This is a genomic window from Salmonella sp. SAL4457 (assembly GCF_046548235.1).
Lineage (GTDB): Bacteria > Pseudomonadota > Gammaproteobacteria > Enterobacterales > Enterobacteriaceae > Salmonella > Salmonella enterica.
The window spans coordinates 1-24,700 of sequence record NZ_JBGDZO010000005.1 but is presented as its reverse complement, the minus strand read 5'-3'; the positions used below and the strand labels follow the sequence as shown (position 1 = coordinate 24,700).

General features: G+C 54.6%; 26 protein-coding genes, 1 pseudogene and 1 other annotated feature. Of the genes and pseudogenes, 8 read left to right on the top strand and 19 right to left on the bottom strand.

Translation table 11 applies throughout. The features are described from left to right. Positions 1-38: 38 nt before the first annotated feature. The 6 genes from ACLJNW_RS16310 to rbsK all read right to left on the bottom strand — a co-directional run bounded on the left by ACLJNW_RS16310 (position 39) and on the right by rbsK (position 6,836). Positions 39-1,367, bottom strand: a complete 1,329-nt coding sequence (locus ACLJNW_RS16310) for an MFS transporter (protein WP_000948174.1) — start codon at positions 1,365-1,367, stop codon at positions 39-41. A gap of 9 nt (positions 1,368-1,376) precedes the next feature. After that, positions 1,377-2,879 (bottom strand): signal transduction histidine-protein kinase/phosphatase UhpB, encoded by a 1,503-nt coding sequence (gene uhpB / locus ACLJNW_RS16305; RefSeq protein ID WP_024154665.1) that lies wholly within the window; start codon positions 2,877-2,879, stop codon positions 1,377-1,379. Then, entirely contained in the window at positions 2,879-3,469 is a 591-nt protein-coding gene (gene uhpA / locus ACLJNW_RS16300) for a transcriptional regulator UhpA (RefSeq protein WP_000633672.1), read from the bottom strand. The genes uhpB and uhpA overlap by 1 nt, the downstream gene beginning before the upstream one ends. Positions 3,470-3,543: 74 nt before the next feature. Continuing rightward, a complete protein-coding gene (locus ACLJNW_RS16295; protein ID WP_000213212.1) occupies positions 3,544-4,557 on the bottom strand; it encodes an aldose 1-epimerase family protein in 1,014 nt (337 codons plus the stop codon). An 11-nt stretch (positions 4,558-4,568) separates the two neighbouring features. Then, positions 4,569-5,885: an L-fucose:H+ symporter permease gene (gene fucP, locus ACLJNW_RS16290; protein WP_000998359.1), complete on the bottom strand. Its 1,317-nt coding sequence runs from the start codon at positions 5,883-5,885 to the stop codon at positions 4,569-4,571. Positions 5,886-5,915: 30 nt separating this feature from the next. Further along, a complete protein-coding gene (gene rbsK, locus ACLJNW_RS16285) occupies positions 5,916-6,836 on the bottom strand; it encodes a ribokinase (protein ID WP_000350272.1) in 921 nt (306 codons plus the stop codon). Positions 6,837-7,160: 324 nt separating this feature from the next. Here rbsK and ACLJNW_RS16280 point away from each other — a divergent pair, with 324 nt between their 5' ends. Next, positions 7,161-7,946 carry a DeoR family transcriptional regulator gene (locus ACLJNW_RS16280; protein WP_000448637.1) on the top strand — a complete coding sequence of 262 codons (786 nt, stop codon included), beginning with the start codon at positions 7,161-7,163 and terminating at the stop codon, positions 7,944-7,946. Position 7,947: 1 nt separating this feature from the next. Here ACLJNW_RS16280 and ilvN read toward each other — a convergent pair whose 3' ends face one another. The 3 genes from ilvN to ivbL all read right to left on the bottom strand — a co-directional run bounded on the left by ilvN (position 7,948) and on the right by ivbL (position 10,135). Continuing rightward, positions 7,948-8,238, bottom strand: a complete 291-nt coding sequence (ilvN, locus tag ACLJNW_RS16275; RefSeq protein ID WP_001171826.1) for an acetolactate synthase small subunit — start codon at positions 8,236-8,238, stop codon at positions 7,948-7,950. A 3-nt stretch (positions 8,239-8,241) separates the two neighbouring features. Continuing rightward, positions 8,242-9,930: an acetolactate synthase large subunit gene (gene ilvB, locus ACLJNW_RS16270; RefSeq protein WP_023204777.1), complete on the bottom strand. Its 1,689-nt coding sequence runs from the start codon at positions 9,928-9,930 to the stop codon at positions 8,242-8,244. Between the two features lie 106 nt (positions 9,931-10,036). Further along, entirely contained in the window at positions 10,037-10,135 is a 99-nt protein-coding gene (ivbL, locus tag ACLJNW_RS16265) for an ilvB operon leader peptide IvbL (protein ID WP_001541152.1), read from the bottom strand. 522 nt (positions 10,136-10,657) lie between these two features. Here ivbL and ACLJNW_RS16260 point away from each other — a divergent pair. The 4 genes and pseudogenes from ACLJNW_RS16260 (at position 10,658) to emrD (ending at position 13,198) form a co-directional block, all read left to right on the top strand. Beyond that, positions 10,658-10,772: pseudogene (locus ACLJNW_RS16260) on the top strand (hypothetical protein). Next, complete coding sequence (gene tisB / locus ACLJNW_RS16255) at positions 10,769-10,858, top strand: type I toxin-antitoxin system toxin TisB (protein ID WP_000117642.1); 90 nt, start codon at positions 10,769-10,771, stop codon at positions 10,856-10,858. Before ACLJNW_RS16260 ends, tisB begins: the two are co-directional and overlap by 4 nt. Positions 10,859-10,950: 92 nt before the next feature. Further along, positions 10,951-11,811, top strand: a complete 861-nt coding sequence (locus ACLJNW_RS16250; protein WP_072102951.1) for a DMT family transporter — start codon at positions 10,951-10,953, stop codon at positions 11,809-11,811. Positions 11,812-12,013: 202 nt separating this feature from the next. Continuing rightward, positions 12,014-13,198, top strand: a complete 1,185-nt coding sequence (emrD, locus tag ACLJNW_RS16245; RefSeq protein WP_000828743.1) for a multidrug efflux MFS transporter EmrD — start codon at positions 12,014-12,016, stop codon at positions 13,196-13,198. Here emrD and ACLJNW_RS16240 read toward each other — a convergent pair. Further along, positions 13,125-14,210 carry a cellulase family glycosylhydrolase gene (locus ACLJNW_RS16240; RefSeq protein WP_023204776.1) on the bottom strand — a complete coding sequence of 362 codons (1,086 nt, stop codon included), beginning with the start codon at positions 14,208-14,210 and terminating at the stop codon, positions 13,125-13,127. The genes emrD and ACLJNW_RS16240 overlap by 74 nt on opposite strands. Positions 14,211-14,273: 63 nt before the next feature. Beyond that, positions 14,274-15,197, bottom strand: a complete 924-nt coding sequence (gene dsdC / locus ACLJNW_RS16235) for a DNA-binding transcriptional regulator DsdC (protein ID WP_023204775.1) — start codon at positions 15,195-15,197, stop codon at positions 14,274-14,276. 225 nt (positions 15,198-15,422) lie between these two features. On the opposite strand from dsdC, the gene dsdX reads away from it, so the two are divergent. Together dsdX and dsdA are read left to right on the top strand one after the other, a co-directional pair. Continuing rightward, positions 15,423-16,760: a D-serine transporter DsdX gene (dsdX, locus tag ACLJNW_RS16230; RefSeq protein ID WP_000543314.1), complete on the top strand. Its 1,338-nt coding sequence runs from the start codon at positions 15,423-15,425 to the stop codon at positions 16,758-16,760. A 17-nt stretch (positions 16,761-16,777) separates the two neighbouring features. After that, complete coding sequence (gene dsdA, locus ACLJNW_RS16225; protein WP_023204774.1) at positions 16,778-18,100, top strand: D-serine ammonia-lyase; 1,323 nt, start codon at positions 16,778-16,780, stop codon at positions 18,098-18,100. A gap of 81 nt (positions 18,101-18,181) precedes the next feature. On the opposite strand, the gene ACLJNW_RS16220 is transcribed toward dsdA, so the two are convergent. The 7 genes from ACLJNW_RS16220 to ibpA form a co-directional block, all read right to left on the bottom strand. Beyond that, positions 18,182-18,712 (bottom strand): radical SAM protein, encoded by a 531-nt coding sequence (locus tag ACLJNW_RS16220; protein ID WP_024154664.1) that lies wholly within the window; start codon positions 18,710-18,712, stop codon positions 18,182-18,184. Further along, positions 18,709-19,071: a DUF202 domain-containing protein gene (locus ACLJNW_RS16215; RefSeq protein ID WP_001113452.1), complete on the bottom strand. Its 363-nt coding sequence runs from the start codon at positions 19,069-19,071 to the stop codon at positions 18,709-18,711. The genes ACLJNW_RS16220 and ACLJNW_RS16215 overlap by 4 nt, the downstream gene beginning before the upstream one ends. Beyond that, positions 19,061-19,408, bottom strand: a complete 348-nt coding sequence (locus ACLJNW_RS16210; protein ID WP_000703964.1) for a YidH family protein — start codon at positions 19,406-19,408, stop codon at positions 19,061-19,063. The genes ACLJNW_RS16215 and ACLJNW_RS16210 overlap by 11 nt, the downstream gene beginning before the upstream one ends. 119 nt (positions 19,409-19,527) lie before the next feature. Next, positions 19,528-19,845, bottom strand: a complete 318-nt coding sequence (locus tag ACLJNW_RS16205) for a hypothetical protein (protein WP_137975247.1) — start codon at positions 19,843-19,845, stop codon at positions 19,528-19,530. 6 nt (positions 19,846-19,851) lie between these two features. Further along, positions 19,852-21,513 carry a putative transporter gene (locus ACLJNW_RS16200; protein WP_024154663.1) on the bottom strand — a complete coding sequence of 554 codons (1,662 nt, stop codon included), beginning with the start codon at positions 21,511-21,513 and terminating at the stop codon, positions 19,852-19,854. A gap of 188 nt (positions 21,514-21,701) precedes the next feature. Continuing rightward, positions 21,702-22,130 carry a small heat shock chaperone IbpB gene (gene ibpB, locus ACLJNW_RS16195; RefSeq protein WP_001246919.1) on the bottom strand — a complete coding sequence of 143 codons (429 nt, stop codon included), beginning with the start codon at positions 22,128-22,130 and terminating at the stop codon, positions 21,702-21,704. 109 nt (positions 22,131-22,239) lie between these two features. Then, entirely contained in the window at positions 22,240-22,653 is a 414-nt protein-coding gene (gene ibpA, locus ACLJNW_RS16190) for a small heat shock chaperone IbpA (RefSeq protein ID WP_023204772.1), read from the bottom strand. Continuing rightward, positions 22,647-22,720, bottom strand: a sequence feature (ROSE (Repression Of Heat Shock gene Expression) occurs in the 5'-region of heat shock genes and acts as an RNA thermometer to modulate expression.). Its footprint overlaps the gene before it by 7 nt. Positions 22,721-22,962: 242 nt before the next feature. Between ibpA and ACLJNW_RS16185 the strand changes: the two genes are divergently transcribed. After that, complete coding sequence (locus ACLJNW_RS16185) at positions 22,963-23,295, top strand: YceK/YidQ family lipoprotein (RefSeq protein ID WP_001581211.1); 333 nt, start codon at positions 22,963-22,965, stop codon at positions 23,293-23,295. A gap of 1 nt (position 23,296) precedes the next feature. Here the strand turns inward: ACLJNW_RS16185 and ACLJNW_RS16180 are convergent, their stop codons facing one another. Further along, positions 23,297-24,523, bottom strand: a complete 1,227-nt coding sequence (locus ACLJNW_RS16180) for a DUF3748 domain-containing protein (protein WP_000809937.1) — start codon at positions 24,521-24,523, stop codon at positions 23,297-23,299. Positions 24,524-24,700 lie beyond the last annotated feature (177 nt).

Here is a 24,700-nt window from a genome sequence, read left to right as displayed (position 1 = left end):
TTAGTTTTGCCCCATTCAGCGCAAAAAGGTGAGGTGCATCACGCTTCGCTGGTCTCGCGTGGGGCCTGAGCGTTCAGAAATGGCAGCAGCAATAGCGCGGAGATCCCCGCCGCGATGGCGATGACCGCAAAAAAACCGGTCCAGTGCCAGATCTCCAGCACTTTCGCTAACGGCCAGCCGGAAAGCGACGCGCCGAGATAGGCGAACAGGCCGACAAAGCCGGTGGCTGCGCCCGCCGCCTCTTTATGCGAGCACTCCGCCGCCGCCATGCCAATGAGCATCTGCGGGCCAAAGACAAAGAAACCGGTGGTGAAAAAACAGGCCGCCTGCATGACGTAGCTGGCGAACGGCATCAGCCACAGCGAACCCACAGAGAGCAGAATCCCGGCAGCGAAGATTAAATTCATCGGTCCGCGGTTGCCGTTGAAGAGTTTGTCCGAGCCCCAGCCCGCCACCAGCGCGCCGATAAATCCACCCAGCTCAAACATCGATACTGCCGTGTTGGCCGTGACCAAATCCACGCCCAGCGTCTCGGACATATACAGGTTGCCCCAGTCGTTGATCGCCGCGCGCACCACGTACACTAAGACATAACACAACGAAAGCAGCCAGATATAGGGATTCAACAGCACATATTTAGCGAGGATTTCTTTGCGGCTTAGCCCCGCGCCCTCTTGCTGTTGGGCGACCTCCAGCGCATCGTGCCGCCAGTCGCCTACCGGCGGTAAACCAATCGCCTGCGGACGGTCGCGCAGCCGCCAGCAGAGGACCATGCCCACCCCGATGGCAAGCAATCCGGCCACCATCATCCCGACGCGCCAGCCATAATGCAGGGCGACAGCGGCCATAACGAGAGGGATCAGCGCCCCGCCGACATTGTGCGCGGTGTTCCATAACGCCCACCAGCCGCCGCGCTCGGTACGCGAGTACCAGGCAGTCAGCAAACGGGCGCAAACCGGCGATCCAAACCCCTGGAAAAAGGCGTTCAGCGCCCATAGCAGCGCAAAGGCCCACAGCGAGGTCGAGAAGCCGAACAGAATATTCACTACGCCGGTCGCAATCAGCCCGATGCCCATAAAATAGCGAGCGTTAGAGCGATCGCTAACGATGCCGGAGACAAATTTCGACACCCCGTAGGTGATGTAAAACAGCGTCGCCAGCAGGCCGATATCGCTGCGGGTCAGAATGCCGCTGGCAAGGATTTCCGGCGCGGCGGCGTTAAAGCTTTTACGGGTGAAATAGAACAGCGCGTAACCCAACCAAATGGTGATCAGGATATGCCGCCGCCAGTAGCGATAGCGGGCGTCAACCTCGTGCTTATCGGTGATGAGCGGCGCGTTGGCCGGGGCTTTTAAAAACGAAAGCATTATCCTTCCTTAAACGTAACGCTGGGGCAACGAGACGCTCACCCGCGTACCGTGGGTACAAGAGATGGTTAGCGTCCCGCCGAGCGCCGACACGCGTTCGCGCATTCCGGTCAGGCCGAAGCCCTGCTGGTGAGAGCTCGGCGGCAGGCCGCTGCCGTCATCCTCAATCACCAACATCAGCCGCTCATCCTGCTGCCAGCCCTGGAGCGTCACCGCGCTGGCATTGGCATGTTTTACGATGTTATTCAGCCCTTCCTGACAGACGCGAAACAGCGTCACGCGCTGACTTTCACTCAGCGCCGTTTCGTCAATTCGCCAGTCGAGGTGACTGACAATACCGCGGCTTTCCAGCTCCATTTCGCGCAGCAGCGAACGGATGGCCTGCGCCAGCGTTAAGTCGTCTAACTGGCGCGGGCGCAAGCGCCCCAGCAGGCGACGCACGGCGTCATACACGCCCAGCGAAAGCTGCTCGATAAGTTGCCCGCTCTGCTTCACGCCGCCGTTATCCGCCGCCAGTCGTTGCACAATGCCCGCCTGGGTTCGAATCGCGGTGATGGTCTGTCCGATGTCATCGTGCAGCTCACGCGCAACATCGCGCCGCACGCTCTCTTCGGTCTCCAGAAGACGCTCCGCCAGCCGATGGTTGCGCGCCAGCTCCTTTTGCAACGACTGGTTCAGCTCGCGCAGACGCTGAATGCCCGCGCCAAGCAGTAGCCCGGTCAGGCTTTGCGCCAACAGCGAAAGTAATAAATCGACGGGATGATCGTGCCATGTCTGGCTGGCAATCAGCGCGATAGCGTTCATCAGTGTGGCAATGAGCGCGCCCTGCCAGCCATAATGCCAGGCGAGCGCGATAATCGGCAACGCCAGGCAGAACGGCGTAAAGCGCGAAAGTTCAGCAGGTAACCCCAGTTGCAGCCACAGACTGACGATAAACAGCAGCAGATACCAGATCAGATGCCGCCCGCGCCAGTTTACCGGCTGCGATACCAGCGATGGTCCCAGCGGCAGCCAGGTAGTGCTGGTAAGATAGTGCCAGAAAACCAGGCAGATGGGGGCCAGCGTCAGACCACCCGTGAGGGTCAGCAGTAGCGCGTTCCATGCCGCTTCCCCCTGCCCCAGCCAGGGCAGGGATTGCAGTAGCGCCGCGGCGGTGAGGGCCGCGCCCTGAAGCAATAACGTGCGCCAGTCGCGCTGATGGCGGTAACGCGAAGTCAGCGCCACGGGCAGTAGCGTCAACACACCACCGATCATCAAAAGCGGCAGATGGGCCAGCGCAACTTCCTGCGCCAACCAGTACACCAGCAGCCACTCCGCGCCCAGCAATACTGGCCAGTATCCGCGCGGGCATTGCAGCATAAGTCCCAGGCGCAGGCCGAAGGGAAAAAGTAGCGCCGCCAGCTCCGGGCGCTCTACCAGATGCAGGCTGATGCTCCACAGGCAGAACCACGCGGCAGAGAAAATAAAAAAGCAGGCAACAACGGTGATTAAACGGGAAAAAAAGGTGTTCATTACCAACCATCAAACATGCGATGCGCCAGTTCAACGTCATTGCTGACGCCTAATTTTTCCAGCAGATTCGCGCGATGGACATGCACCGTTTTTGGCGACAGCCCCAGCTCGGCGGCAATCTCTTTTACCGCCATACCCTGGGCGAGTTTTTCCGCCACCTGACGCTCGCGTTTGGTCAGCGGATCTTGCCGACCCGCCGCCAGTTTCACGGCAATATCGGGGGTCAAATAGCAGCCGCCCGTCGCCACCGTATGCACCGCGGCGATCAGTTCATCCGGACTACAGCGTTTAGAGAGGAAACCGCGCGCGCCGGCGTTCAACGCCTGTTCCACCAGCGCCGGGCTATCGTGAACCGAGAGCATGATCGTCGCCATCCCTTTTGGCAGTTGGCTTAGCAGCTCCAGTCCGGAAATATCCGGCATCGAGATATCGCAGATACACACCTGTACGCCGCGCCCCGGTAAGCCTGCCAACGCTTCGCGCCCGGAACCAAACTCGGCGACCACCTGCAAATCAGGTTCCAGCCCCAGTAGCTGTGCAAAGCCGGAGCGGACGATAAGGTGGTCGTCGATAAGGGCAACGGTGATCATGGGTTCTGTCCTGATGGATAAAAAAAACGCGCTTACCTTAACGATAAGCGCGCGGCTGTTCAAGCCTTGAGCGGTCAGACAATGCCTGTCGTGACGGTGAACGTCCGGGTTTGCTGCGGTTCCAGTTGAAGCAAGGTTCCATTTCGCTGCGCCGCGAGAAAACCTTCAGGCCGACAGGTCGCGGGCAGGGCAAAGGCGGCAACCTGCTGATCGCCGTTATAAAGAATCCAGCGGGTCATGTAATTTAGCTCCGCGCTGGCGAAACGTGTCACGAACGTGGTGCCATCCGGGGCGATCATACTGAATTCCGGGGTATCCGTGTACTTGTCCAGTTCATCGGCGAAGAACACGATTTCCGGGTCGTAAAAGCCAGGCTCGTTGAGCGTTGCCAGCGAGGCTTCACCCTGCAAAAGTCGTTGATTAAACGCCAGCCACTGCGCCGTGGGTTTGACATGCGCCGGCACCGACTCGCGTAGCTTCAGCGCGGTATCCGGGATATTCTGACGGAACGTGGCGTTCGGCACATAGGCATAGTTCATGTGGCACATGTACTGTAGCGGCATGGCGACTGAAGCCAGGTTAGTCACTGTCATCTGAATATCAAACAGCGCGCTTGTTTTACGCATTACCACCGCAGGTTGCGCCTGATAATGATGACCGAACCCCATCACATACTCGTAGCGCCCGGTCACGCGCAGACTGTCGCCCTCTAACTCCAGCCAGGCGTCGTCCATGGCAGCGCAGGGCATCTCGCCGTGCAGCGGATGTGTATCTTCTGGTGACGGGCAGCCATTCGCCAATAGTCCGGAATGGAAAGCAAAGCAACCATACGTTGCCACCACTTCCGCAGCCGGCTTCGGCTGGCGGAACATGTTGCGCATAGTCAGATCATGACCGTCAAACTGCGCGTCCCAAATCATCTGCCCCATCCAGGGCAGAATCACCAGATGACCGCGGCTGTTTTGTATTTTCAGTCCTTCCACGCCGCTGGCGTAACGAAACGCCGTAACCGTAAAATCATCATTTTCCAGCAAGATACGCGGCTGCTCGCTAAAAAGCTCCCGCCATAATGTAATACGTGTTGTCATGGTTGATCTCCTCAGGACGCGGCGACTTCAGCCAGGTTGCCGCGCACTTTGCTTTCGCGCCAGAAGTAAACGCCAACGTAAACAAAGCACAGCATGGAAACCAGGAATGAGAGCTGTAGCGAGTGGAACATGTCCGCCACGTAGCCCTGAATCGCGGGAACCACCGCCGCGCCGACAATCGCCATCACGATCACCGCCCCCGCCATTTCGGTATGCTCGTTATCGACGGTATCGAGCGTTCCGGCATAAATGGTCGCCCAGCAGGGGCCAAACAGAACACTGACCAGCACCGCCACGTATACCGCGCTAAAGCTGGGCGCCAGCGCCACATAGGCCAGGAACAGCGCGCCGATCACAGAGTAAAGGATCAGGACTTTTTCCGGGTTAAAGCGTGTCATCAGAATGTTGGCGATAAACTTGCCGATAAAAAAGCAGGCGAAGCTGTAGACCATAAAGGTTGAGGCATCGCGCTCATTGATATCGCCTAACTCCAGCGCCAGACGGATAGTGAACGACCAGACCGCCACCTGCATTCCCACATACAGGAACTGCGCCACAATACCGCGACGGAAACGGGCGTTGCTGGCGAGATAGCGTAACGTATCCAGCGCCGAGGGGCGTTTATGACTCGCGGTTTGCGCGACTTTACAGGTCGGGAAACGCGTCAGCAGGAACAGTACCATCACCACTACCAGAACCATAATCATGTACTTATAGGGTTCCAGAGTGTTTTCCAGCATCAGCACCTTGAAGTTGTGGACCTGCTCGGCATTCATGCCCGCCATCTGTTTTTCCAGGCTTTCCCCTTCGGAAAAGACCAGATATTTACCCAATAAAATGCCTGCCGCCGCGCCGATCGGATAAAAGGTCTGGCTGATATTCAGCCGCAGCGTGGCGTAGGCTTTCGGCCCGATCATCGAACTGTAGGTATTCGCCGCCGTTTCCAGGAAACTCAGGCCAATCGCAATGGCGAAAATCGCCGCGAGGAACATGGTGTAGGTCGCCATGTGCGACGCCGGGAAAAAGAGCGTACAGCCGACAATGTATAGCGTCAGGCCGATAAGTATCGCCACTTTATAACTGGTTTTTTTAATGACCAGCGAGGCCGGAATAGCAATTAAAAAATAACCGCCATAAAAGGCGCTTTGTACTAATGCCGAAGCAAAGTTGCTCAGCGAAAATACACTTTTAAATTGCGTAATCAGAATATCATTTAACGCGGCTGCGCATCCCCATAATGGGAATAAACAGGATAACAAAATAAACTGGAACAGAGGTGTCTTATTCAGATACCCGTCGGGCATCTGAACGATGTTTTTATCGTTCATAGTGCTACCTTTAACAGTGCAGGGTGATTGTTATTCGTTCAACGAAAGATACTCATTAAATTGCTCAATACTTGGATAAGAGGATTGGGTGCCTTTCCCGGTGACGCTGAAAGCGGCAAAGAGGACGGCTTTTTTCATGGCGGCTTCCACATCCCCGCTCTGGACGTAGTAATGCGCGAAACAGCCGATAAAGGCATCGCCCGCGCCGCTGGTATCGACAGCGTTCACTCTAAACGCCGGAACATGGACTTCCTGGTCACGCGTCATCCACAGCGCGCCTTTCTCACCCATGGTGACGATAATATTGTTCAGCCCTTTATCCACCAGCGAACGTGCCGCTGCGCGAATATGGTCATAGGTATCCACTGGCATACCGGTTAATATTTCCAGCTCGGTTTCATTGGGTACAAAGAAATCGCATTTACAGGCATAAGACATATCTAATTCCCGTAATGCTGGCGCAGGGTTTAATAACACTTCAATCCCATGTTTCTTGCCAAATTCTATTGCGTGATAAACCGTTTCAAGCTGAACTTCCAGTTGCAGAACAATAAGCTGGCATTTTTTTAAATCTTCCGCCGCGCGATCGATATCTTCCGGCGAGAGAAACTTGTTGGCGCCTTTGATGATCAGAATGCTGTTGCTGGAGTTGGCGTTGACGAAAATCGGCGCTACGCCGCTGCTGGTACACGGTACTTTTTCTACATACGTCGTATTGATCCCCCAGGATTCGAGATTACGAATGGTGTTGTCGGCAAAAATATCGTCGCCCACTTTGGTCAACATCAATACTTTTGAATTGAGCTTAGCGGCCGCCACGGCCTGGTTCGCCCCTTTTCCGCCGCAGCCGATTTTAAACGCCGGCGCTTCCAGAGTTTCCCCTTCTTTGGGCATCTGGTTGGTGTAGGTGATAAGGTCCACCATGTTAGAGCCAATAACCGCGATATCCATTTTACTCCCTCTCAGAAATCGTCACACGACAATGATATTAAAATAACATTATCATGTTACTTCCGTATCATTTGTGACTATGATCGCGATTAGAGGATCATTTTGCCATTTACTTCGTGAACAACCCCTGGCGGAACATACGCGCATTAAATCATTTTTAGGGTTACAATTTACTGAAAATTAACTATTTATTGTTATAAAACGCGAATAAACCCACTTTTATTTCCTGACGGCCGGACGTATAGTAGTGCCACACTGTAATGTTCTCAGAAACACATAAATGTTACTGATGGAACATAACAACATGATTTGCGGAGAGGGTGAATGGAGACCAAGCAAAAAGAACGTATCCGACGCTTGATGGAGTTACTGAAAAAGACCGATCGAATCCATCTGAAAGACGCCGCGCGGATGCTGGAAGTTTCGGTGATGACCATTCGCCGCGATCTCAGCCAGGATGATGACCCTTTACCGCTGACGCTGCTCGGCGGCTATATCGTTATGGTAAATAAGCCTGCGTCTTCAACCAATATGCCGCTGCCGGCGAAAAAAACGCATCATCGGGACGACCTTCCCGTTGCGATCCTGGCCGCCGGCCTGGTGCGTGAAAACGATCTGGTTTTTTTTGATAACGGTCCGGAAATGCCATTAGTTATCAGCATGATACCGGATGATATTACCTTTACCGGGATTTGCTACTCGCATCGGGTATTTATCGCGCTGAATGAAAAGCCTAATGCCACGGCGATTTTGTGCGGCGGCACCTATCGGGCCAAGAGCGATGCCTTTTATGATGCCAATAATCCTTCGGCGCTGGATTCGCTCAATCCGCGCAAAGTGTTTATTTCCGCCAGCGGCGTACATGAACATTTTGGCGTGAGCTGGTTTAACCCGGATGATCTTGCCGCCAAACGTAAAGCGATGGAGCGCGGTCTGCGCAAAATTTTGCTGGCGCGTCACGCCCTGTTTGATGAGGTCGCGCCTGCCAGCATTGGTCCGCTTTCTGCCTTTGATGTCCTGATTAGCGATCGCCCATTACCGACAGATTATGCCGCTCACTGTCGGAATGGTTCCGTCAAAGTCATCACGCCTGATTCGGAAAGTGAATAACTTACTCAAAAAAGACGGCAATTTTATTGAACATGGTGGGATCGGACTGGTTTCGTACCACCTTCGCCACGTCTTCCAGTTTATCGATCTGACTGATCATCTGTTCAAGCCGCTGATCGTCATTGACCAGAAGCCAGATGCGGCTCTGATCGCTACCCTGAATCGGTAAACAGAGAATACCCTCAACGTTGAAAGCGCGTCGGGCGAACAGCCCGCAGACGTGGGTCATCACGCCAGGGTGGTTGCGAACGGTCAGCTCCAGAATAACGTTATCATGTGATTGTTTCTGCATGGCTTATTCCCCCACCATCTCTGTATTTGCCGCGCCCGGCGGCACCATCGGATACACTTTTTCTTCTGCATCAATGCGCACATGGATCAACGCCGGTCCAGGACGACGAATGATAGCCTGCAACGCCGCCTGCGGATCGGCTTCGTTATTCAAATCACAGGTATCCAGACCAAACCCGGCGGCAATCTGCATAAAGTTGATGCTTCCCGGATAGGTCGCCGCAAAAACGCCCTGTTTATAGAACAGACTCTGTTGCTGATGTACCAGTCCCAGCGCGTCGTTATTCATCAGGATAATTTTCACATCCAACTGGTTTTCACTGGCGGTAGCCATCTCCTGAATATTCATCATCAAACTACCGTCGCCGGAAAAACACAGCACCTTGTTGCCCGGATTCGCCAGCGCCGCGCCAATCGCCGCGGGCAGACCAAACCCCATGGTGCCCAGCCCGCCGGAAGTCAGCCACTGACGCGGACGGTTGAGCGGATAAGCCTGCGCGGTCCACATCTGATGCTGACCTACGTCAGTGGTAATAATCGCGTTGTCGTCCACACAGGCGGCGACCGCATTAATCAGCCCATAGTGACTAAGCGGGTTATTTTCCTGGGGAATACTGCAAGGGAATTCTTGCTGCAAGTCCGCCACCAACTGATGCCATGCTTCCCGCGGCTGTGCCTCGATATGGGGAATTAACTGTGCCAGTACATCATCGACATCCGCCTGAATAGCCACATGCGGCTGCTTAATTTTGCCTAACTCGGCGCGATCGATATCCACATGGATGATTTTGGCGTTCGGACAAAACTGCTCCGTTTTGCCAATCGCCCGGTCATCAAAACGCGCGCCCAGGACAATCAGTAAATCGGCCTCTTGCAGAATAAAATTGGTACTGCGCGCGCCGTGCATCCCCAGCATTCCTAACGACAGCGGATGCGCCTTAGGCAGCATTCCCAGCGCCATTAAGGTCATTGTCGTCGGCAGTTGCGCTTTTTCCGCCAGTTCGCGCACGCGTGTCGGCGCATTGATCACGCCGCCGCCCAGATACAGCACCGGACGCTTCGCCGCGTTAATCATTGCGGCGGCCTCGCGGATACTCTCCGCGCTAAACTCCGGCGGGGGTGATTTTTCCGCCGGCGACGGCAACGCATCCAGCTCAATTGTCGCCGTCTGCACATCTTTAGGAACGTCTATCCACACCGGGCCGGGACGCCCCGACTGCGCCAGACGAAAAGCATCGCTCATCACCTGAGGCAACTCATTGATATTTCTGACCAGATAGTTGTGCTTGGTGATGGGGATAGAGATACCGTAGGTATCCACTTCCTGAAACGCGTCAGTACCGATCATGGACGCCGGAACCTGCCCGGTAATGCAGATTAACGGAATGGAATCCAGGCGCGCATCGGCAATGGCCGTGACCAGATTGGTCGCGCCCGGCCCGCTACAGGCCATACAAACAGCAGGTTTACCCTCCGTTCGCGCCATCCCCTGCGCAATAAACCCCGCGCCTTGTTCGTGGCGCGCCAGAATATGACGAATTTGCGTGCTTTGGCTTAACGCGTCGTAAACGGGGAGGATCGAACCACCAGGAATGCCGGTGACGATACGAATCCCCTGGCGCTCCAGAAAATGAACAATAAATTCCGCGCCCGTAAGGCGCTGAGGTGTAGATGTTGTGCCCGAACTTGCCATGCTCCATTCCTTTTATTCTGAGCCGACGTTCCGGGAAGGTGTCTTAAACAAAAAACCCCGCCCGGTTTGCGCCGGCGGGGTTTTGGAATCGTGTGTGTTCCGGACCCTACGGCGCATTGCCGACGACCACCACCACACGCACGACGACCACTGCGCGAGATGGCGCAGTTGTTAGTAGGGTCGCGTTCAGCATGGAAGGGTTCATTAGGGGCCTTGTCTGTTTGTTATTAACACGTTTTATACAAGCACAGCGCTTTCAGCATGACAACGGAAAAATTTTCATCTGCACAAAAATGCGTCAGCGATCACATTTTTCTACGAATTTACACGTTTTGAGTATAGGCGTAATAAGCGTAGCGCCCTCCGGTAATCGCCGGGATTGATGATTACGCGTTTCACAATGCCGGAAAACAAAAAACCTCGCCGAAGCGAGGTTCTTACAGCGTAATGCGGGTGGTAGCCGCGAAGCACACTGTGTTATGTCAACAGCAGAAGTATACGCGTTCTGTGCAGAACGCGCAATTTCGGCGCGAATTTTGATGAATTTGAGTATGGATCAGAAGCTCCGTTCTGTCTATAAATTACTGTTCATTTATACAGTGCTTAACTATAATGTCTTTGACACAATGTGTTATGCGGGGGCCGCATCGTAAACCGGCGCAACGAAGTCCTGGCTGAAACGGGTGGTGCCGTCAGCGCCTTAACCCCCTCGTGAGCACACTGTGTTATGTCAACACGCACACTATTCCTCGCAAAAGGGATCGCGTGCGCAACAGCTGGCAACAGGCAGCGGAAAGGTACGTCGGCTGGCAGTGCTCCTTAACCACAGGAGACGCGTATGAGCGTAGTGGATATCACCATTCTTATCCTGAAACTCATTGTTGCAGCACTGCAACTGCTTGATGCTGTTCTGAAATACCTTAAGTAATTCAGATTCAAGCCGCACCGAAGGGGAGCGGGCAACCGCTCCCCTTTCACCTTATCCGCTGGTCTTTCGCTTCCCGGGTATGTTACGTTTTTATGACACCCTCAACGACGCCTGACGCTATGACCCTTTCCGTTTTCTGCATTTTGCTGTTCGCCGCGCTGCTACATGCCAGCTGGAACGCCATTGTCAAAGCGGGAAACGATAAGCTCTACGCCGCGATCGGCGTCAGCGGTTCCGCGGCGGTCATGGCATTGATCCTTTTGCCCTTCTCGCCGCAGCCAGCTCACGCCAGTATCCCTTTTTTAGCGGCCTCTACCGCGCTCCAGGTGGTGTATACCGTCCTGGTGGCGAAAACCTATCAGGTCTCGGACATGAGCCAGACCTATCCTCTTATGCGCGGCACCGCGCCGCTGCTGGTGGCGCTCATTAGCGTTCTGTTTCTTGGCGACAGCCTGTCGTCGATGGCCTGGGTCGGCATCGCAGTGATCTGCATGGCGATACTTGGGATGGCCTGTAATGGCCGCGCCAGCTCTCAACGTGGTGTCGTGCTGGCATTAACTAACGCCTGTTTTATTGCCGGATATACGCTGGTGGACGGGGCCGGCGTAAGGCTCTCCGAAACGGCGCTGGGCTATACGCTATGGTCATTTTTTCTCAACGGCGCCTGCCTGTTAACCTGGGCGATGATTGCGCGGCGGCGGGAAGCGTCGCGTTATCTGGCGCAACAGTGGAAAAAAGGCATTTTTGGCGGGATTGGCACTATGGGATCTTATGGGCTGGCGCTATGGGCCATGACCCAGGCGCCGCTGGCGGTGGTCGCCGCGCTGCGTGAGACGTCGATTTTATTCGGCGCGCTGATAGCCTGGCTGTTGCTTAAAGAGAAAGTGGCCGGGCTACGTCTGGTGGCGGCAGGCGGGATTGCCCTCGGGGCGATTTTACTCCGTCTGTCATGATTGCCCAATAACAGCCACAGACGTAACACATTCTCGGCAACATTTGTTGCCGCTTTTGTTTACATATCCTGCCGTTCCTTCGTCTGCCATTGCTGGTTGCTGTCTGGCCTTCTTTTTCTGGTGTGATAGATTCCTCTCGCATTTATGGGAATGCGCAGCAAGTTATTCTTATTTTTTCTTTTTTTGAAAAGTAATCAGCGAAATGAAAAGGCAGAGAAACGTCAATTTGTTGTTGATGTTGGTGTTACTGGTGGCCGTAGGGCAGATGGCGCAAACCATTTATATTCCCGCCATCGCCGATATGGCACAAGCGCTAAACGTCCGGGAAGGCGCCGTCCAGAGCGTAATGGCTGCTTACCTCCTGACCTACGGCGTCTCGCAACTGTTTTACGGCCCGCTTTCCGACCGGGTTGGGCGCCGCCCGGTAATCCTCGTCGGCATGTCTATTTTTATGGTAGCGACTCTGATCGCCATGACCACGCATAGTTTGACGGTGTTGATTGCCGCCAGCGCCATGCAAGGGATGGGAACCGGCGTTGGCGGAGTAATGGCGAGAACGCTCCCGCGCGATCTGTATGAAGGAACGCAACTTCGTCACGCCAATAGTCTGTTAAATATGGGGATTCTGGTCAGCCCGCTGTTAGCGCCGCTGATTGGCGGTCTGCTGGACACCCTGTGGAACTGGCGCGCGTGTTACGCTTTCCTGCTGGTGCTTTGCGCTGGCGTCACCTTCAGCATGGCGCGCTGGATGCCGGAAACCCGCCCCGCCGGCGCGCCGCGCACACGGCTGATCGCCAGCTATAAAACGCTGTTTGGTAACGGCGCATTTAACTGTTACCTGCTGATGCTAATCGGCGGGCTGGCTGGCATTGCGGTCTTTGAAGCCTGTTCCGGCGTGCTGATGGGGGCAGTATTAGGTCTCAGCAGTATGGTGGTAAGCATTCTGTTTATTCTGCCGATTCCGGCGGCGTTCTTCGGCGCCTGGTTTGCCGGACGCCCGAATAAACGCTTCTCAACCCTGATGTGGCAGTCAGTTATCTGCTGTCTGCTGGCAGGCCTTATGATGTGGATTCCCGGCTGGTTTGGCGTGATGAACGTCTGGACGCTACTCATCCCCGCTGCGCTGTTTTTCTTCGGCGCCGGGATGTTATTTCCACTGGCCACCAGCGGCGCGATGGAGCCGTTTCCGTTCCTCGCAGGCACCGCTGGCGCGCTGGTCGGCGGGCTGCAAAATATTGGTTCCGGCGTACTGGCGTGGCTTTCGGCAATGTTGCCGCAAAACGGTCAGGGCAGTCTGGGACTGTTGATGACCCTTATGGGATTGCTGATCCTGGCGTGCTGGCTGCCGCTGGCGTCACGGATATCGCATCAGGGACAGACGGTTTAACGTTTCCCTCGCCCGGCGTTTTGCCGGGCGTTTCACATTCCGGCGCGATCATCGCATTGAGCAGGGACTCCTGCGCCGGACGCCACGCTCCTTCTTCGCCGTCATAAAACTGAGTGTCCGCGTTTATCGCATACGGAATATGCGCTTTTTTCAGCTCGCAGGCCATAAAACGGGCAAACGCGAACTGTGAAGCGACCGGCGTCATTTTTATCGACTCTCCCGGCGCCCATCCGCCCACCCAGCTTGCATGGCCGGTCTTATGCTGCCAGCGAACCGCAGCGTTGATCCGTGCCCGAATCGCCGCTTTTTCCGCCGCCGTGCCTGACGTCCACGGATATTTACCGCCGCTTTTCAGTGGCCCCCACGGGAAGATGTGCCACTCCGCCAGTACATAGTTCTGGCTTTGCGCCGGCAGTTTAAGCGCCGACAAATCCTCTGGCGCGGCGCGCATGCGGGGGGCAACGAAAATCATCCGCTGTGGGTCAATGGCGTGAATCAGGCGGATGGTTTTGTCATATACGCGATTCAGCGACGCCATATTATGATTGAGTTTGTCGGCAGGCTCATAAATGAGATCGAACCCCAGAAGCGGGGATGTCTGACCAAAATAGCGCGCGACCACGCTCCACCAGTTGATCAGCTCCTTTTCATGGCTGGCGCTGGGATCGGTTTTATACGCATCCGCCTGATAGGCAATAATGGGTATGACGCCATAGTATTCGCAGGCCTCTACCAGCTTACGCAAATGGATGAGGCGCGCTTCCGTCGGCGCGCCTGCCACACGAATACGGACATGCGTTAACCCTTTTGCCTTAAAATCCCGCACGACCAGCGGATCAAACTCGCGGATACCCCGTTCCGTTCGCGCCCAGTCAACATCCATCCCAACGCCAAGCTGCTGCGCATAGCGCGCCGCCGTCAAAGGCATCGGTTTCGCATAGACAACCGCGCTGGTCAGCATGAGAGAGGCAATAAGCGGTTTAAACACGACGCCCCCTAAAATTTTTACCACGGTGATAGCACGTATTTAGCATATTCACTCCCGGCAGGTGTAGCGACAAAGCGTAATAAATCTTCACACCTGTTCCTGCAACCAGCGAATAAATGCCTCGATTTTCGGCCACTGCCTGCCAGGCAGAGTGGTGACATAATAATGCTGATGACATTTCAGCCTCATGTCACCAAAAGGCGCAATCAGTTCACCACTGTCGAGACGCTTTTGCACCAGCCGTTTACGCCCCATCGCCACGCCAATGTGGTTCATCGCGGCAATCACCGCTAAATCAGAACGATCGAAGCCAATGCCGGATGAATCCGGCAAATTTACTGCAAAATGCTGCGCCCAACTGTGCCACTCATCGGTGCCCGAATCGTTACTCCACGCCTGTCTGTCGTGTAAGAGCGTACAGTGCCGCAGGTTATTCAGGTTGTCCTGCAAGGCGAAACGACGGGCGTAATCCGGGCTGCAAACGGGCAAAATCGCCTCATCCATTAAAAAATGGTGCGTGAGCTGCGCCGACGGCGCATCGTCAAAATAGATAGCCAGGTCAATGCCGGCACGCTGTAGGTTAACGTTATCGTTGCCGGTCAGCATAGTGAGAGAAATTGACGGATAGCGACGGGTAAAGTCTCCCAGCGCGGGTACCAGCCAGCACTGGGCGATAGAGGGACGGGAATACACGGTCAGCGTGCCGGACAGTTCCTGATTTTTGATATCGAGGATTTCCTGATTCAACGTATCCAGCGACGATTTCAGCGCCCAGAATACCCGTTTGCCTTCATGGGTAAGCTCCACTTTACGGTGAGAGCGGACAAATAGCTGGATTCCCAACTCGGCTTCCAGTTGATTGATACGATGGCTTACCGCACTGGGGCTTAACGACAGCTCATCTGCCGCCAGAGCAAAGGACTGGTGTCTGGCCGCGACTTCAAAAGTATAGAGTTTGGATAACTGCCAGCCGTTGAGTAAGCGGTTTCGGGTATTGCGAAGGGGTTCCATGGCAACCTCAGTCATCTTTTAATTTCCCGAAGTGTAAAAAAACGCGCTGAAAAAATCCGCACATAGATGAAGTAAAATGAACCATATCGCAAAATAAAGGCAATATTAGATGGAAATCACATAGTTGATTCAATTTACATCATGTGAATGGCAAATTATATCGTTTGTCAGGGGGCGCTGTTTTTCTGTCCAATAAGAACAGATTAATCACAGGGTAGGTGAGATATGCACGCTCAAATCTGGGTAGTGAGCACGCTGCTGATCAGCATCGTGTTAATCGTATTGACCATCGTGAAGTTTAAATTCCACCCCTTCCTGGCGTTACTGCTCGCCAGTTTCTTTGTCGGCGCGATGATGGGCATGGGGCCGCTGGAGATGGTCACGGCGATAGAAAACGGAATAGGCGGTACGCTCGGTTTTCTGGCCGCCGTTATCGGTCTTGGCACCATCCTCGGCAAAATGATGGAGGTTTCCGGCGCGGCGGAACGCATCGGGCTTACGCTCCAGCGCTGCCGCTGGCTCTCTGCTGACGTGATCATGGTACTGGTGGGGCTGATTTGCGGTATCACGTTGTTCGTGGAAGTGGGCGTCGTGTTGCTCATCCCACTGGCGTTTTCTATCGCTAAAAAGACCCATACCTCGCTGCTGAAGCTGGCCATTCCGCTGTGTACCGCGCTGATGGCCGTCCATTGCGTGGTACCGCCGCATCCGGCTGCGCTGTTTGTCGCAAATAAACTGGGGGCGGATATCGGCTCGGTGATTGTCTACGGTCTGCTGGTCGGACTGATGGCCTCATTGGTCGGCGGCCCGCTGTTCTTAAAGTTTCTGGGTAATCGTCTGCCGTTCAAGCCCGTACCGACAGAGTTTGCGGATCTTGAAGTGCGCGCCGAAAACACCCTGCCGTCGCTGGGCGCAACGCTGTTTACCGTTCTGCTGCCGATTGGCCTGATGCTGGTGAAAACCGTCGCTGAACTGAATATGGCGAAAGACGGCACGTTGTATACGCTGCTGGAGTTTATCGGTAATCCGATCACCGCAATGTTTATCGCTGTCTTTGTGGCGTATTACATACTCGGTCTGCGCCAGCATATGGGTATGGGCACACTACTTACCCACACCGAAAACGGCTTTGGCGCCATTGCGAACATCCTGCTGATTATCGGCGCGGGCGGCGCGTTCAACGCCATTCTCAAAAGTAGCGGGCTGGCGGACACGCTGGCGGTGATCCTCTCAAATATGCATATGCACCCGATTCTGCTGGCATGGCTGGTAGCGCTGATTCTGCACGCGGCGGTCGGCTCTGCGACGGTAGCCATGATGGGCGCCACCGCGATTGTTGCGCCCATGCTGCCGCTCTATCCTGACGTCAGCCCGGAGATCATTGCGATTGCCATTGGTTCCGGCGCCATTGGCTGCACGATCGTGACCGATTCCCTGTTCTGGCTGGTCAAGCAGTATTGCGGCGCTACGCTGAATGAAACGTTTAAATACTATACGACGGCCACGTTTATCGCATCTGTCGTTGCACTGGCTGGCACATTCCTGCTTTCCTTTATCATCTGATCGTAAAGAGACGTACTATGGAAAACATACAAAAGCTCATCGCCCGGTATCCTTTGGTCGAGGATCTGGTCGCCCTCAAAGAAACCACCTGGTTTAACCCGGGCGCCACCTCTCTTGCACAAGGTCTACCGTATGTCGGCCTGACGGAGCAGGACGTAAACGCCGCCCATGACCGTCTGGCGCGCTTTGCGCCGTATCTGGCAAAAGCGTTTCCGCAAACCGCTGCCGCTGGCGGCATAATCGAATCTGACGTGGTCGCTATTCCGGCCATGCAAAAACGGCTGGAAAAAGAGTATGGGCAAACGATCGACGGTGAAATGCTGTTAAAAAAAGACAGTCACCTGGCAATATCTGGTTCCATTAAAGCGCGCGGCGGCATCTATGAGGTGCTAACGCACGCGGAAAAACTGGCGCTGGAGGCGGGTCTGTTAACCACCGACGATGACTATAGCGTGTTGCTTTCGCCGGAATGTAAACAATTCTTCAGCCAGTACAGTATCGCCGTCGGTTCAACCGGCAATCTGGGGCTATCGATCGGTATCATGAGCGCCTGCATCGGTTTTAAAGTGACGGTACATATGTCTGCCGACGCCCGCGCCTGGAAAAAAGCAAAGCTGCGTAGCCACGGCGTGACGGTCGTGGAATACGAAGATGATTACGGCGTGGCGGTTGAGCAGGGCCGAAAAGCAGCGCAATCCGATCCAAACTGTTTCTTTATCGACGACGAAAACTCTCGCACGCTATTTCTGGGCTATGCGGTAGCGGGCCAGCGCCTGAAAGCGCAATTCGCGCAACAGGGACGCGTCGTTGACGCCAGTCACCCACTGTTTGTTTATCTGCCGTGCGGCGTTGGCGGCGGCCCTGGCGGCGTCGCCTTTGGCCTGAAACTGGCGTTTGGCGACAACGTCCACTGTTTCTTTGCCGAACCGACCCATTCCCCCTGCATGTTACTCGGCGTTTATACCGGTCTGCACGATGCCATCTCAGTACAAGATATCGGTATTGATAACCTGACGGCGGCTGACGGCCTGGCGGTAGGTCGCGCTTCGGGTTTTGTTGGTCGGGCAATGGAGCGTCTGCTTGACGGCCTCTATACCTTAGACGATCAAACAATGTACGACATGCTGGGCTGGCTGGCGCAGGAGGAAGGAATTCGACTGGAGCCATCAGCTCTGGCGGGGATGGCCGGGCCACAGCGCATTTGCGCCGCCGCCACGTATCAGCAAAGGCATGGATTCAGTCAGACGCAGCTCGGCAACGCGACGCATCTGGTATGGGCAACCGGGGGCGGCATGGTGCCGGAAGATGAAATGGAACAATACCTGGCGAAAGGACGCTAATACTCGCTCAGTGCCGGAAAGACGGCTGCGCCATCCGGCACGCCATCGCCTGATGGCGCTACGCTTATCAGGCCTGTAACGTTAACGCAGCATCGCCATCAACTCCTCCGGCGAGCGATGCTGTTTCAGTAAATCCCGCATCACCCGCATATGCGGCGAGGAGTAGTTAAAAAAGGTCTGGTAGCCCTCGCAAAGCTGATTTTTCCCCTGGCTATCCCGATGCTCAGGGCATCCGCCGCCGCAAAATCGTAATAAAAAGCACTTCTGACATTCAGCGCTTAGCGGCGCCATGTCCGGCGCTTCAGCGCTATTCCTGCCGCCGCACCACTGCTGTAGCGTCTCATCAAAAAGGCGGACCGAGATACTCTGAATATCTTCACGTACCCAAATATCAAATACGCTATTTAAAAACCGCCCCCAGTCTGCTGAACACAATGAATCCTCGGTCAACATTCCGTTCCGGTCATGTTCCAACAATGGGATAAAATGGACATTGCGAATGCCGAGCCGTTGTAAGTTACGGTACAGTTGCTGAGGGCGCTGGCTATTCTGGCGATTTACGACGACCTGAATCTGGTCATCACTCACGACAATGTCCTGACGTCCTGTCATATAAAATTCCCGATAAATGCAATAAGTTGGCGAATATGGGTAACAGCAAACAGGATTGCGAGCGACAACACCGCGAGGGAGATCAAAAATTTGTCACGCATGACATGAGTTTCGGAAAAATCGCTATGCGCGACATCCATCAAATTACGACTCAGGGTATAACGCCAAAGAATCACCGCCACTATCGCCAGAACGCTGATTGACACCCAGAACAAGAACCCCGCCTGATGCCAGTGGTGCCTGACGGCTAACGCCATTAACGCCCCGTATCCCAGCAGCGTGCGAAACCAGGCCAGCGACGTACGCTCCGGTTGCAGTCCCGGATCGTTCTGCCGACGGGCTTTACGACTATCCGGCATACAGTACCAGCCCCATCACTATCACCGCGACAATCATCAAAATAACGCTGATGATCAACAGGCTATGGGTATAAGGCAAATCCTCTTTCAGGCGCATCGCTTTTTCATTACGTAACCAGCGTAGATAGCCATAAATCGCCAGGCCGCCCGCAAACAGACACAACAGTAGCGCCAGCAGTTCACGGATCACCGGCGTGGCAAAATCCGGGGCGAGCTGATCAAGACCGACGCCTGCCGCCAGAAATCCCAGCGAGGTGCGAATCCACGCCAGAAAGGTGCGCTCATTTGCCAGTGAGAAGCGATAATCCGGCGCTTCTCCGAGGCGGGAAATCTTCATGACGACTCCTTTTACGTTCTTATGTATTCCCGTTCGTTTTCAGAATACCACTCACGTTGTTGCTGATATGCTTCACATTATCCCGCAGCAAGGGAATCTTATTGCAAAATAACTGTAGTTCACTGGTGACGCGTTTCGGCGCAACCGCGCTCATTCCCGCTATTTTTCATTTCAGTTGCGACCTTTTTCAACGCCACCGCCAGGAAAGGCATTATTGCCGAATTAAAAGCTGAAAAACCACCCGTCGCGACGAAAAAAAAGGCGATGAAGATTGATAACCAACTGAAATAAAATGGAATTATGCTCATTGCCATTACGCTGATTAGCACGTTCATTGAGGAAGGAGATAAGAAGAAGAGCAGAAGTGTGACCGGTGCGGCGCGCGTTATCCAGCCTGGATTTAACACAGTGCGTAGGCTGGATAAGCAACGCGCCATCAGGCGCTAACCCATTCCCCAAAAAATCACCGCCAGCAGTTGTGGCGTGATAATACGCAGGAACATCACTAACGGATAGACGGTCGCGTAAGAGAGCGCCGCCGCGCCGCTGGTGGCATGAAGATTGTTGGCAAATGCCAGCGCTGGCGGATCGGTCATCGAACCGGCCAGCATCCCGCACAGCGTCAGATAGTTCATTTTGGCAAAAATCCGCGCCAGCAAACCGACGGTAATCAGCGGAATAGCGGTGATGAAAATACCGTAGCCAATCCAGCTTAATCCTTCGCCCTGCGTCAGCGTATCGACAAAATCGCCGCCGGATTTCAGCCCAACGACCGCCAGAAACAAAACGATGCCTAACTCACGCAGCGCGAGGTTGGCGCTCGGCGGCATAAACCAGTACAGCTTACCGATGCTGCCTATACGCCCCAAAATTAGCGCCATGATCAGCGGCCCGCCAGCCAGCCCCAGTTTTAACGCGACCGGGAATCCCGGCACAAACAACGGGATTGACCCAAGCAGAACCCCTAATCCGATGCCGATAAACACCGGCAGCATCTGCACCTGCTGGAGTTTTTGCTGCGCGTTGCCGACCACATTGGCTACCGCATCAATCGAGGCAGGACGCCCCACCAGATTGAGAATGTCGCCAAACTGCAGGCTGGCGTCGCTGCTGGCGACCAGCTCAACGCCCGCGCGGTTAAGACGGGAGATAACCACGTCATAACGCTCTTTAAAGTGCAAATCGCGGATACGTTTGCCGAGCACTTTTTCGTTGGTGACGACCACACGCTCGACACGTAAATCCGTGCCGCGCGTCGACAACGAGGTGTCCACTTCCTTGCCGATCACCAGTTGCGCGTTATGCAGGTCGGTAGATTGGCCGACGAGGTGCAGCAGGTCGCCTGCCTGGATAATCGTCCCCGGCGACGGCACCATCAGCGTGTCGTCGCGTTTCAGGCGTGAGCAAATGATTTTATCGCTGTTCAGGATCGGCACATCCTGAACAGCGATATTATTGAGGTTCGGATTCTCGACACGGATATTCATTGTCTGAATTAATGAATGACCGTTAGCGAGAGAGGATTCGTGCTTCTGCGCCTCCGCCTCGACGTTAACGCGAAAAATCAGCCGCATCAGCCACATGGTGAGCAAAATACCGCAGATGCCAAACGGATACGCCATCGCATAGCTCATCCCCATCTGATCCACCAGATCCACTGGCGTTCCCAGATCGCGCAGGATTTGCTGACCCGCCCCTAACGCAGGCGTATTGGTGACTGCGCCGGAGAAAATCCCCAGCACCACTGGCAGCGGAATAGCGAAAATTTTATGCAGAATCGCGGTGACCAACCCGCCCATAATCACAATCAGAACAGCAAACAGATTGAGACGCAGCCCGGAAACGCGCAGCGAGGCGAAAAACCCCGGCCCCACCTGTATGCCGATGGTATAAACAAAAAGGATCAGGCCGAATTCCTGGATAAAGTGCAGCATATCGCCGCTCAGCGTCACCCCAGCCTGATCGACGAAGTGGCCGACGATAATACCGCCGAACAGAACACCGCCAATACCAAAGCCGACACCGCGCACTTTAATGTTGCCGATCCATAAACCGACAACCGCCACCAACGCCAGAACGCTGACCGTCAATGCGATATCACTCATCTTTTCTTCCCTGTGAGTAACATTTCAATTTATAGGGATTATGACTGAACCGTTAAGGCATATATACAGCATGGCGCACATTCTCATGTTACAAAACCGCCCAGACGTCCTGACTTCGGCAGCGTCTTACCCTTTTTCGTGGCACAAAAAAGCCCCGCCATCTCTGGCGGGGCAAGGCAAGGAGCTTATTAGCTATTTAATGCGGAGCGTTCGTTAATGGCGATACGCTGCGGCGCAATGGTTTCCGGCTCGTTACGGGTTAAATCAATATGCAGCAGGCCGTTGGTAAACGTCGCGCCGGAAACTTCCATATTCTCAGCCAGCGTAAAGCTCAGGCTAAAAGGCTGCATGACCAGGCCCTGATGTAACCATTTGGGCTCGTTTTCCGGCTGTTCCGGCGTACCTTTCACCGTCAGGCGCGTGCCTTCCAGTTGAATATCCAGATCTTCCTGACGGAAACCGGCTAACGCTAAGGTAATGCGATAATGGTTATCGTCGCTTTTTTCGATGTTATAGGGCGGGAAGCTCTGGCTTTCGCCGCTGTTTTGCAGCGCATTGGCCAGCTTGTCAAAACCGATCCATTGACGCAGCAGTGGGGATAAATCGTAGTTACGCATAATCATTTCTCCTTCTAAGAAGCGAGTTTTTACCTTCACACTTTACGTGCGAATATGCTCCCTGACGGCGAGCATGGGATGACAGGCCGCGCGACGCGACCCGACGGAATCAGTTAATTTCGATACGGCGCGGTTTGTTCGCTTCCGGAATCACGCGCTCCAGTTCGATATACAGCAGCCCGTTGATCAGGTTTGCGCCGCGAACGTGAATGTTCTCCGCTAACTGGAACTTACGTTCAAAGTTACGCTCGGCAATGCCCTGATACAGGTAAGTACGTTCTTTCTGCTCGTCCGCATGAGCGCCTTTTACCACCAGTAAATTATCCTGGGCGGTAATCTCCAGTTCGCTTTCCGCGAAACCGGCAACGGCAATGGCGATGCGGTAGTGGTTTTCGTCTACCAGCTCAACGTTGTACGGAGGGTAGCCGCCATTACTTTGGCTTTGGTTATTTTCAAGCAGGTTAAACAGACGGTCAAAACCAATGGCAGAACGGTACAGCGGGGATAAATCAAAGTTACGCATAATCATAAACTCCTGAAATCAGCGAGAATGTCAGACCTTCCATCATGGACAGGCCAGGATTGCCAGAACACCCATCAGGCGTGCCCTTCTATTCACTACGTCTTATAAATGGGTCTGAATACGTACTTTTCAAGTATTTTAATCCGACTTTTTTTTGCAGTTTATTGGCTATTGCATAGACTGGTTGGGACAGCACTGATTGTTAAAGTGCGATTACCGCCACAGTGCCACGTACTGGTGATGTTATTTTTAGCAACGGATCGCTATAACTCATCATGCAAATAACGACAACCAATAGATGAATGAGTGATGATAAAAAACGTGTGGTTAACGCTGATAATATGGAATGGGATGCTTTTATTAAGCGGTTGTTCAAGCGTCATGTCGCACACCGGCGGTAAAGAGGGTACTTATCCTGGCACGCGCGCCAGCGCTACGATGATCGGTAACGATGAGACAAACTGGGGCACAAAATCGTTGGCCATCCTGGATATGCCGTTTACCGCCGTGATGGATACGATCCTTCTGCCGTGGGACATCTTCCGCAAAGACAGTTCGGTAAGATCGCGCGTAGAGAAAAGCGAGGAGGAGACGAAAATGACCAATGCCGTCATCCCCCCGGCGAAGATGCCTCCTCCCTGATTTATCGCCCGGTTTCCGTCACCCATAGCTGACGGAACCCTTTCACCTCTTCCATCCATGCGACGTGTCGCCCATCCGGTGAAAAAACGACGGCGTCCGCAGACGGCGGGTTGTCGTGCCTGGCGGTTAAGAAGTCGATCCTCCCACTTTGTGCGTCGCAGCAGGCAATCCGATTTTCCAGCACCAGTCCCAGCCATTTACCCGACGGATGCCAGTTAAACGCTGACTGTACGCCGGTCGCATGATGCGTTAACTGCCGGGGCTCGCCTCCCTGCGGCGATATCAGCCACAGTTGCGCTACGCCGTTATCGTCCCGCATCAAAAAGGCGATCGCCGTCGCCTGCGGATTACTGCGGACCCAGTGGCGTGGTTCGTTAGTGAGTCCAGGATAAACACGCTGGTGAGTAAAGGTAAGACGCCGCTGAACTACGCCCAACGGCGGCGATGGCATCGTTGATTCGGTTCCCGTCAGCGGCGTGTCGCCTGCCTGTTTCCAGCCGTTTTCATGACACGGTAAATCGACAATAAACAGCTCCGGGACTTTTTGGCCCGTCAGCGACAGCGTATCGCCAATAAAGGCGATCTGGCGGTTGCCCACCCAGCCCTCTTCATAGGCGCGGTTAATGTCATCGCTGCCAGGTCTCGGCGCAGGCGTCGTGCGGCTAACCAGTACGCACCAGTGGCTACCGCTGTATTCGCGCGGATGCTGAACCGGCACCGTTACCGGCCCATACGGCGCGGCCACGCCGACATTACGCAGATCCAGCGCCGGATCGCGCTCATGCAGAACGTGGTCATTATAGGTAAAACTCACCAGCTCGCCGTTCGGGCTAAACACATGGACGTGACTGCCGCCGCGCAGCGCGCCGGGAGTATACGGCGCAGTAATATCCATCGCATCGAGGTTAGTCACGCCTCCCGGCGTTGCAATAACGCCCCGGCGGTGGTGGAAATCGTAATGCCACGTCTCATCAGGGTTTTCAGGGCCATGAATAAACACATAGTGATTGTCGGCAGGATGCACCGTCACCACACCGACATGCGCGCCCTGCACGGCGCGATAAATCACCTCCACGTCGCCGGTATGCACATTGACACGCTCAATAGTCTTGCCCGTAAATGACGCGCCTGAAGGCCGCACATCAAAGACCAGCCACTGGCTGTCAGGAGTCCAGGTATTGGTGTTGGTAAGCTGGTGATGGCGCGGCGTAAAGGTGATTTGTTTCATAGGATGTCCTGATAAGAGACGATGCTCGTCATCATACTGCACACGGGCTTCACTTTCAGGCTTTAGCGTATCGTTGGGATAGCCAGGCCCGGTGGCGCCACGCCACCGGGCCGTCAGGGTCTTATTTCTCCTGCGCCAGCCGGATACTGCGCTCTATCACCGCCCGCCGGGCGTCAC

What these genes read in the sequence shown, in the direction of transcription:
- dsdC (WP_023204775.1), bottom strand. Translation starts at nt 15,197, where the DNA reads ATGGAACCCCTTCGCAATACCCGAAACCGCTTACTCAACGGCTGGCAG.
- ACLJNW_RS16180 (WP_000809937.1), bottom strand. Translation starts at nt 24,523, where the DNA reads ATGAAACAAATCACCTTTACGCCGCGCCATCACCAGCTTACCAACACC.
- ACLJNW_RS16310 (WP_000948174.1), bottom strand. Translation starts at nt 1,367, where the DNA reads ATGCTTTCGTTTTTAAAAGCCCCGGCCAACGCGCCGCTCATCACCGAT.
- ACLJNW_RS16185 (WP_001581211.1), top strand. Translation starts at nt 22,963, where the DNA reads ATGATAAAAAACGTGTGGTTAACGCTGATAATATGGAATGGGATGCTT.
- rbsK (WP_000350272.1), bottom strand. Translation starts at nt 6,836, where the DNA reads ATGGATATCGCGGTTATTGGCTCTAACATGGTGGACCTTATCACCTAC.
- ivbL (WP_001541152.1), bottom strand. Translation starts at nt 10,135, where the DNA reads ATGAACCCTTCCATGCTGAACGCGACCCTACTAACAACTGCGCCATCT.
- uhpB (WP_024154665.1), bottom strand. Translation starts at nt 2,879, where the DNA reads ATGAACACCTTTTTTTCCCGTTTAATCACCGTTGTTGCCTGCTTTTTT.
- ACLJNW_RS16295 (WP_000213212.1), bottom strand. Translation starts at nt 4,557, where the DNA reads ATGACAACACGTATTACATTATGGCGGGAGCTTTTTAGCGAGCAGCCG.
- emrD (WP_000828743.1), top strand. Translation starts at nt 12,014, where the DNA reads ATGAAAAGGCAGAGAAACGTCAATTTGTTGTTGATGTTGGTGTTACTG.
- ACLJNW_RS16280 (WP_000448637.1), top strand. Translation starts at nt 7,161, where the DNA reads ATGGAGACCAAGCAAAAAGAACGTATCCGACGCTTGATGGAGTTACTG.
- ACLJNW_RS16200 (WP_024154663.1), bottom strand. Translation starts at nt 21,513, where the DNA reads ATGAGTGATATCGCATTGACGGTCAGCGTTCTGGCGTTGGTGGCGGTT.
- ibpA (WP_023204772.1), bottom strand. Translation starts at nt 22,653, where the DNA reads ATGCGTAACTTTGATTTATCCCCGCTGTACCGTTCTGCCATTGGTTTT.
- tisB (WP_000117642.1), top strand. Translation starts at nt 10,769, where the DNA reads ATGAGCGTAGTGGATATCACCATTCTTATCCTGAAACTCATTGTTGCA.
- dsdA (WP_023204774.1), top strand. Translation starts at nt 16,778, where the DNA reads ATGGAAAACATACAAAAGCTCATCGCCCGGTATCCTTTGGTCGAGGAT.
- fucP (WP_000998359.1), bottom strand. Translation starts at nt 5,885, where the DNA reads ATGAACGATAAAAACATCGTTCAGATGCCCGACGGGTATCTGAATAAG.
- ACLJNW_RS16205 (WP_137975247.1), bottom strand. Translation starts at nt 19,845, where the DNA reads ATGGCGCGTTGCTTATCCAGCCTACGCACTGTGTTAAATCCAGGCTGG.
- ACLJNW_RS16220 (WP_024154664.1), bottom strand. Translation starts at nt 18,712, where the DNA reads ATGACAGGACGTCAGGACATTGTCGTGAGTGATGACCAGATTCAGGTC.
- ilvN (WP_001171826.1), bottom strand. Translation starts at nt 8,238, where the DNA reads ATGCAGAAACAATCACATGATAACGTTATTCTGGAGCTGACCGTTCGC.
- ilvB (WP_023204777.1), bottom strand. Translation starts at nt 9,930, where the DNA reads ATGGCAAGTTCGGGCACAACATCTACACCTCAGCGCCTTACGGGCGCG.
- uhpA (WP_000633672.1), bottom strand. Translation starts at nt 3,469, where the DNA reads ATGATCACCGTTGCCCTTATCGACGACCACCTTATCGTCCGCTCCGGC.
- ACLJNW_RS16250 (WP_072102951.1), top strand. Translation starts at nt 10,951, where the DNA reads ATGACACCCTCAACGACGCCTGACGCTATGACCCTTTCCGTTTTCTGC.
- ACLJNW_RS16215 (WP_001113452.1), bottom strand. Translation starts at nt 19,071, where the DNA reads ATGCCGGATAGTCGTAAAGCCCGTCGGCAGAACGATCCGGGACTGCAA.
- ibpB (WP_001246919.1), bottom strand. Translation starts at nt 22,130, where the DNA reads ATGCGTAACTACGATTTATCCCCACTGCTGCGTCAATGGATCGGTTTT.
- ACLJNW_RS16210 (WP_000703964.1), bottom strand. Translation starts at nt 19,408, where the DNA reads ATGAAGATTTCCCGCCTCGGAGAAGCGCCGGATTATCGCTTCTCACTG.
- dsdX (WP_000543314.1), top strand. Translation starts at nt 15,423, where the DNA reads ATGCACGCTCAAATCTGGGTAGTGAGCACGCTGCTGATCAGCATCGTG.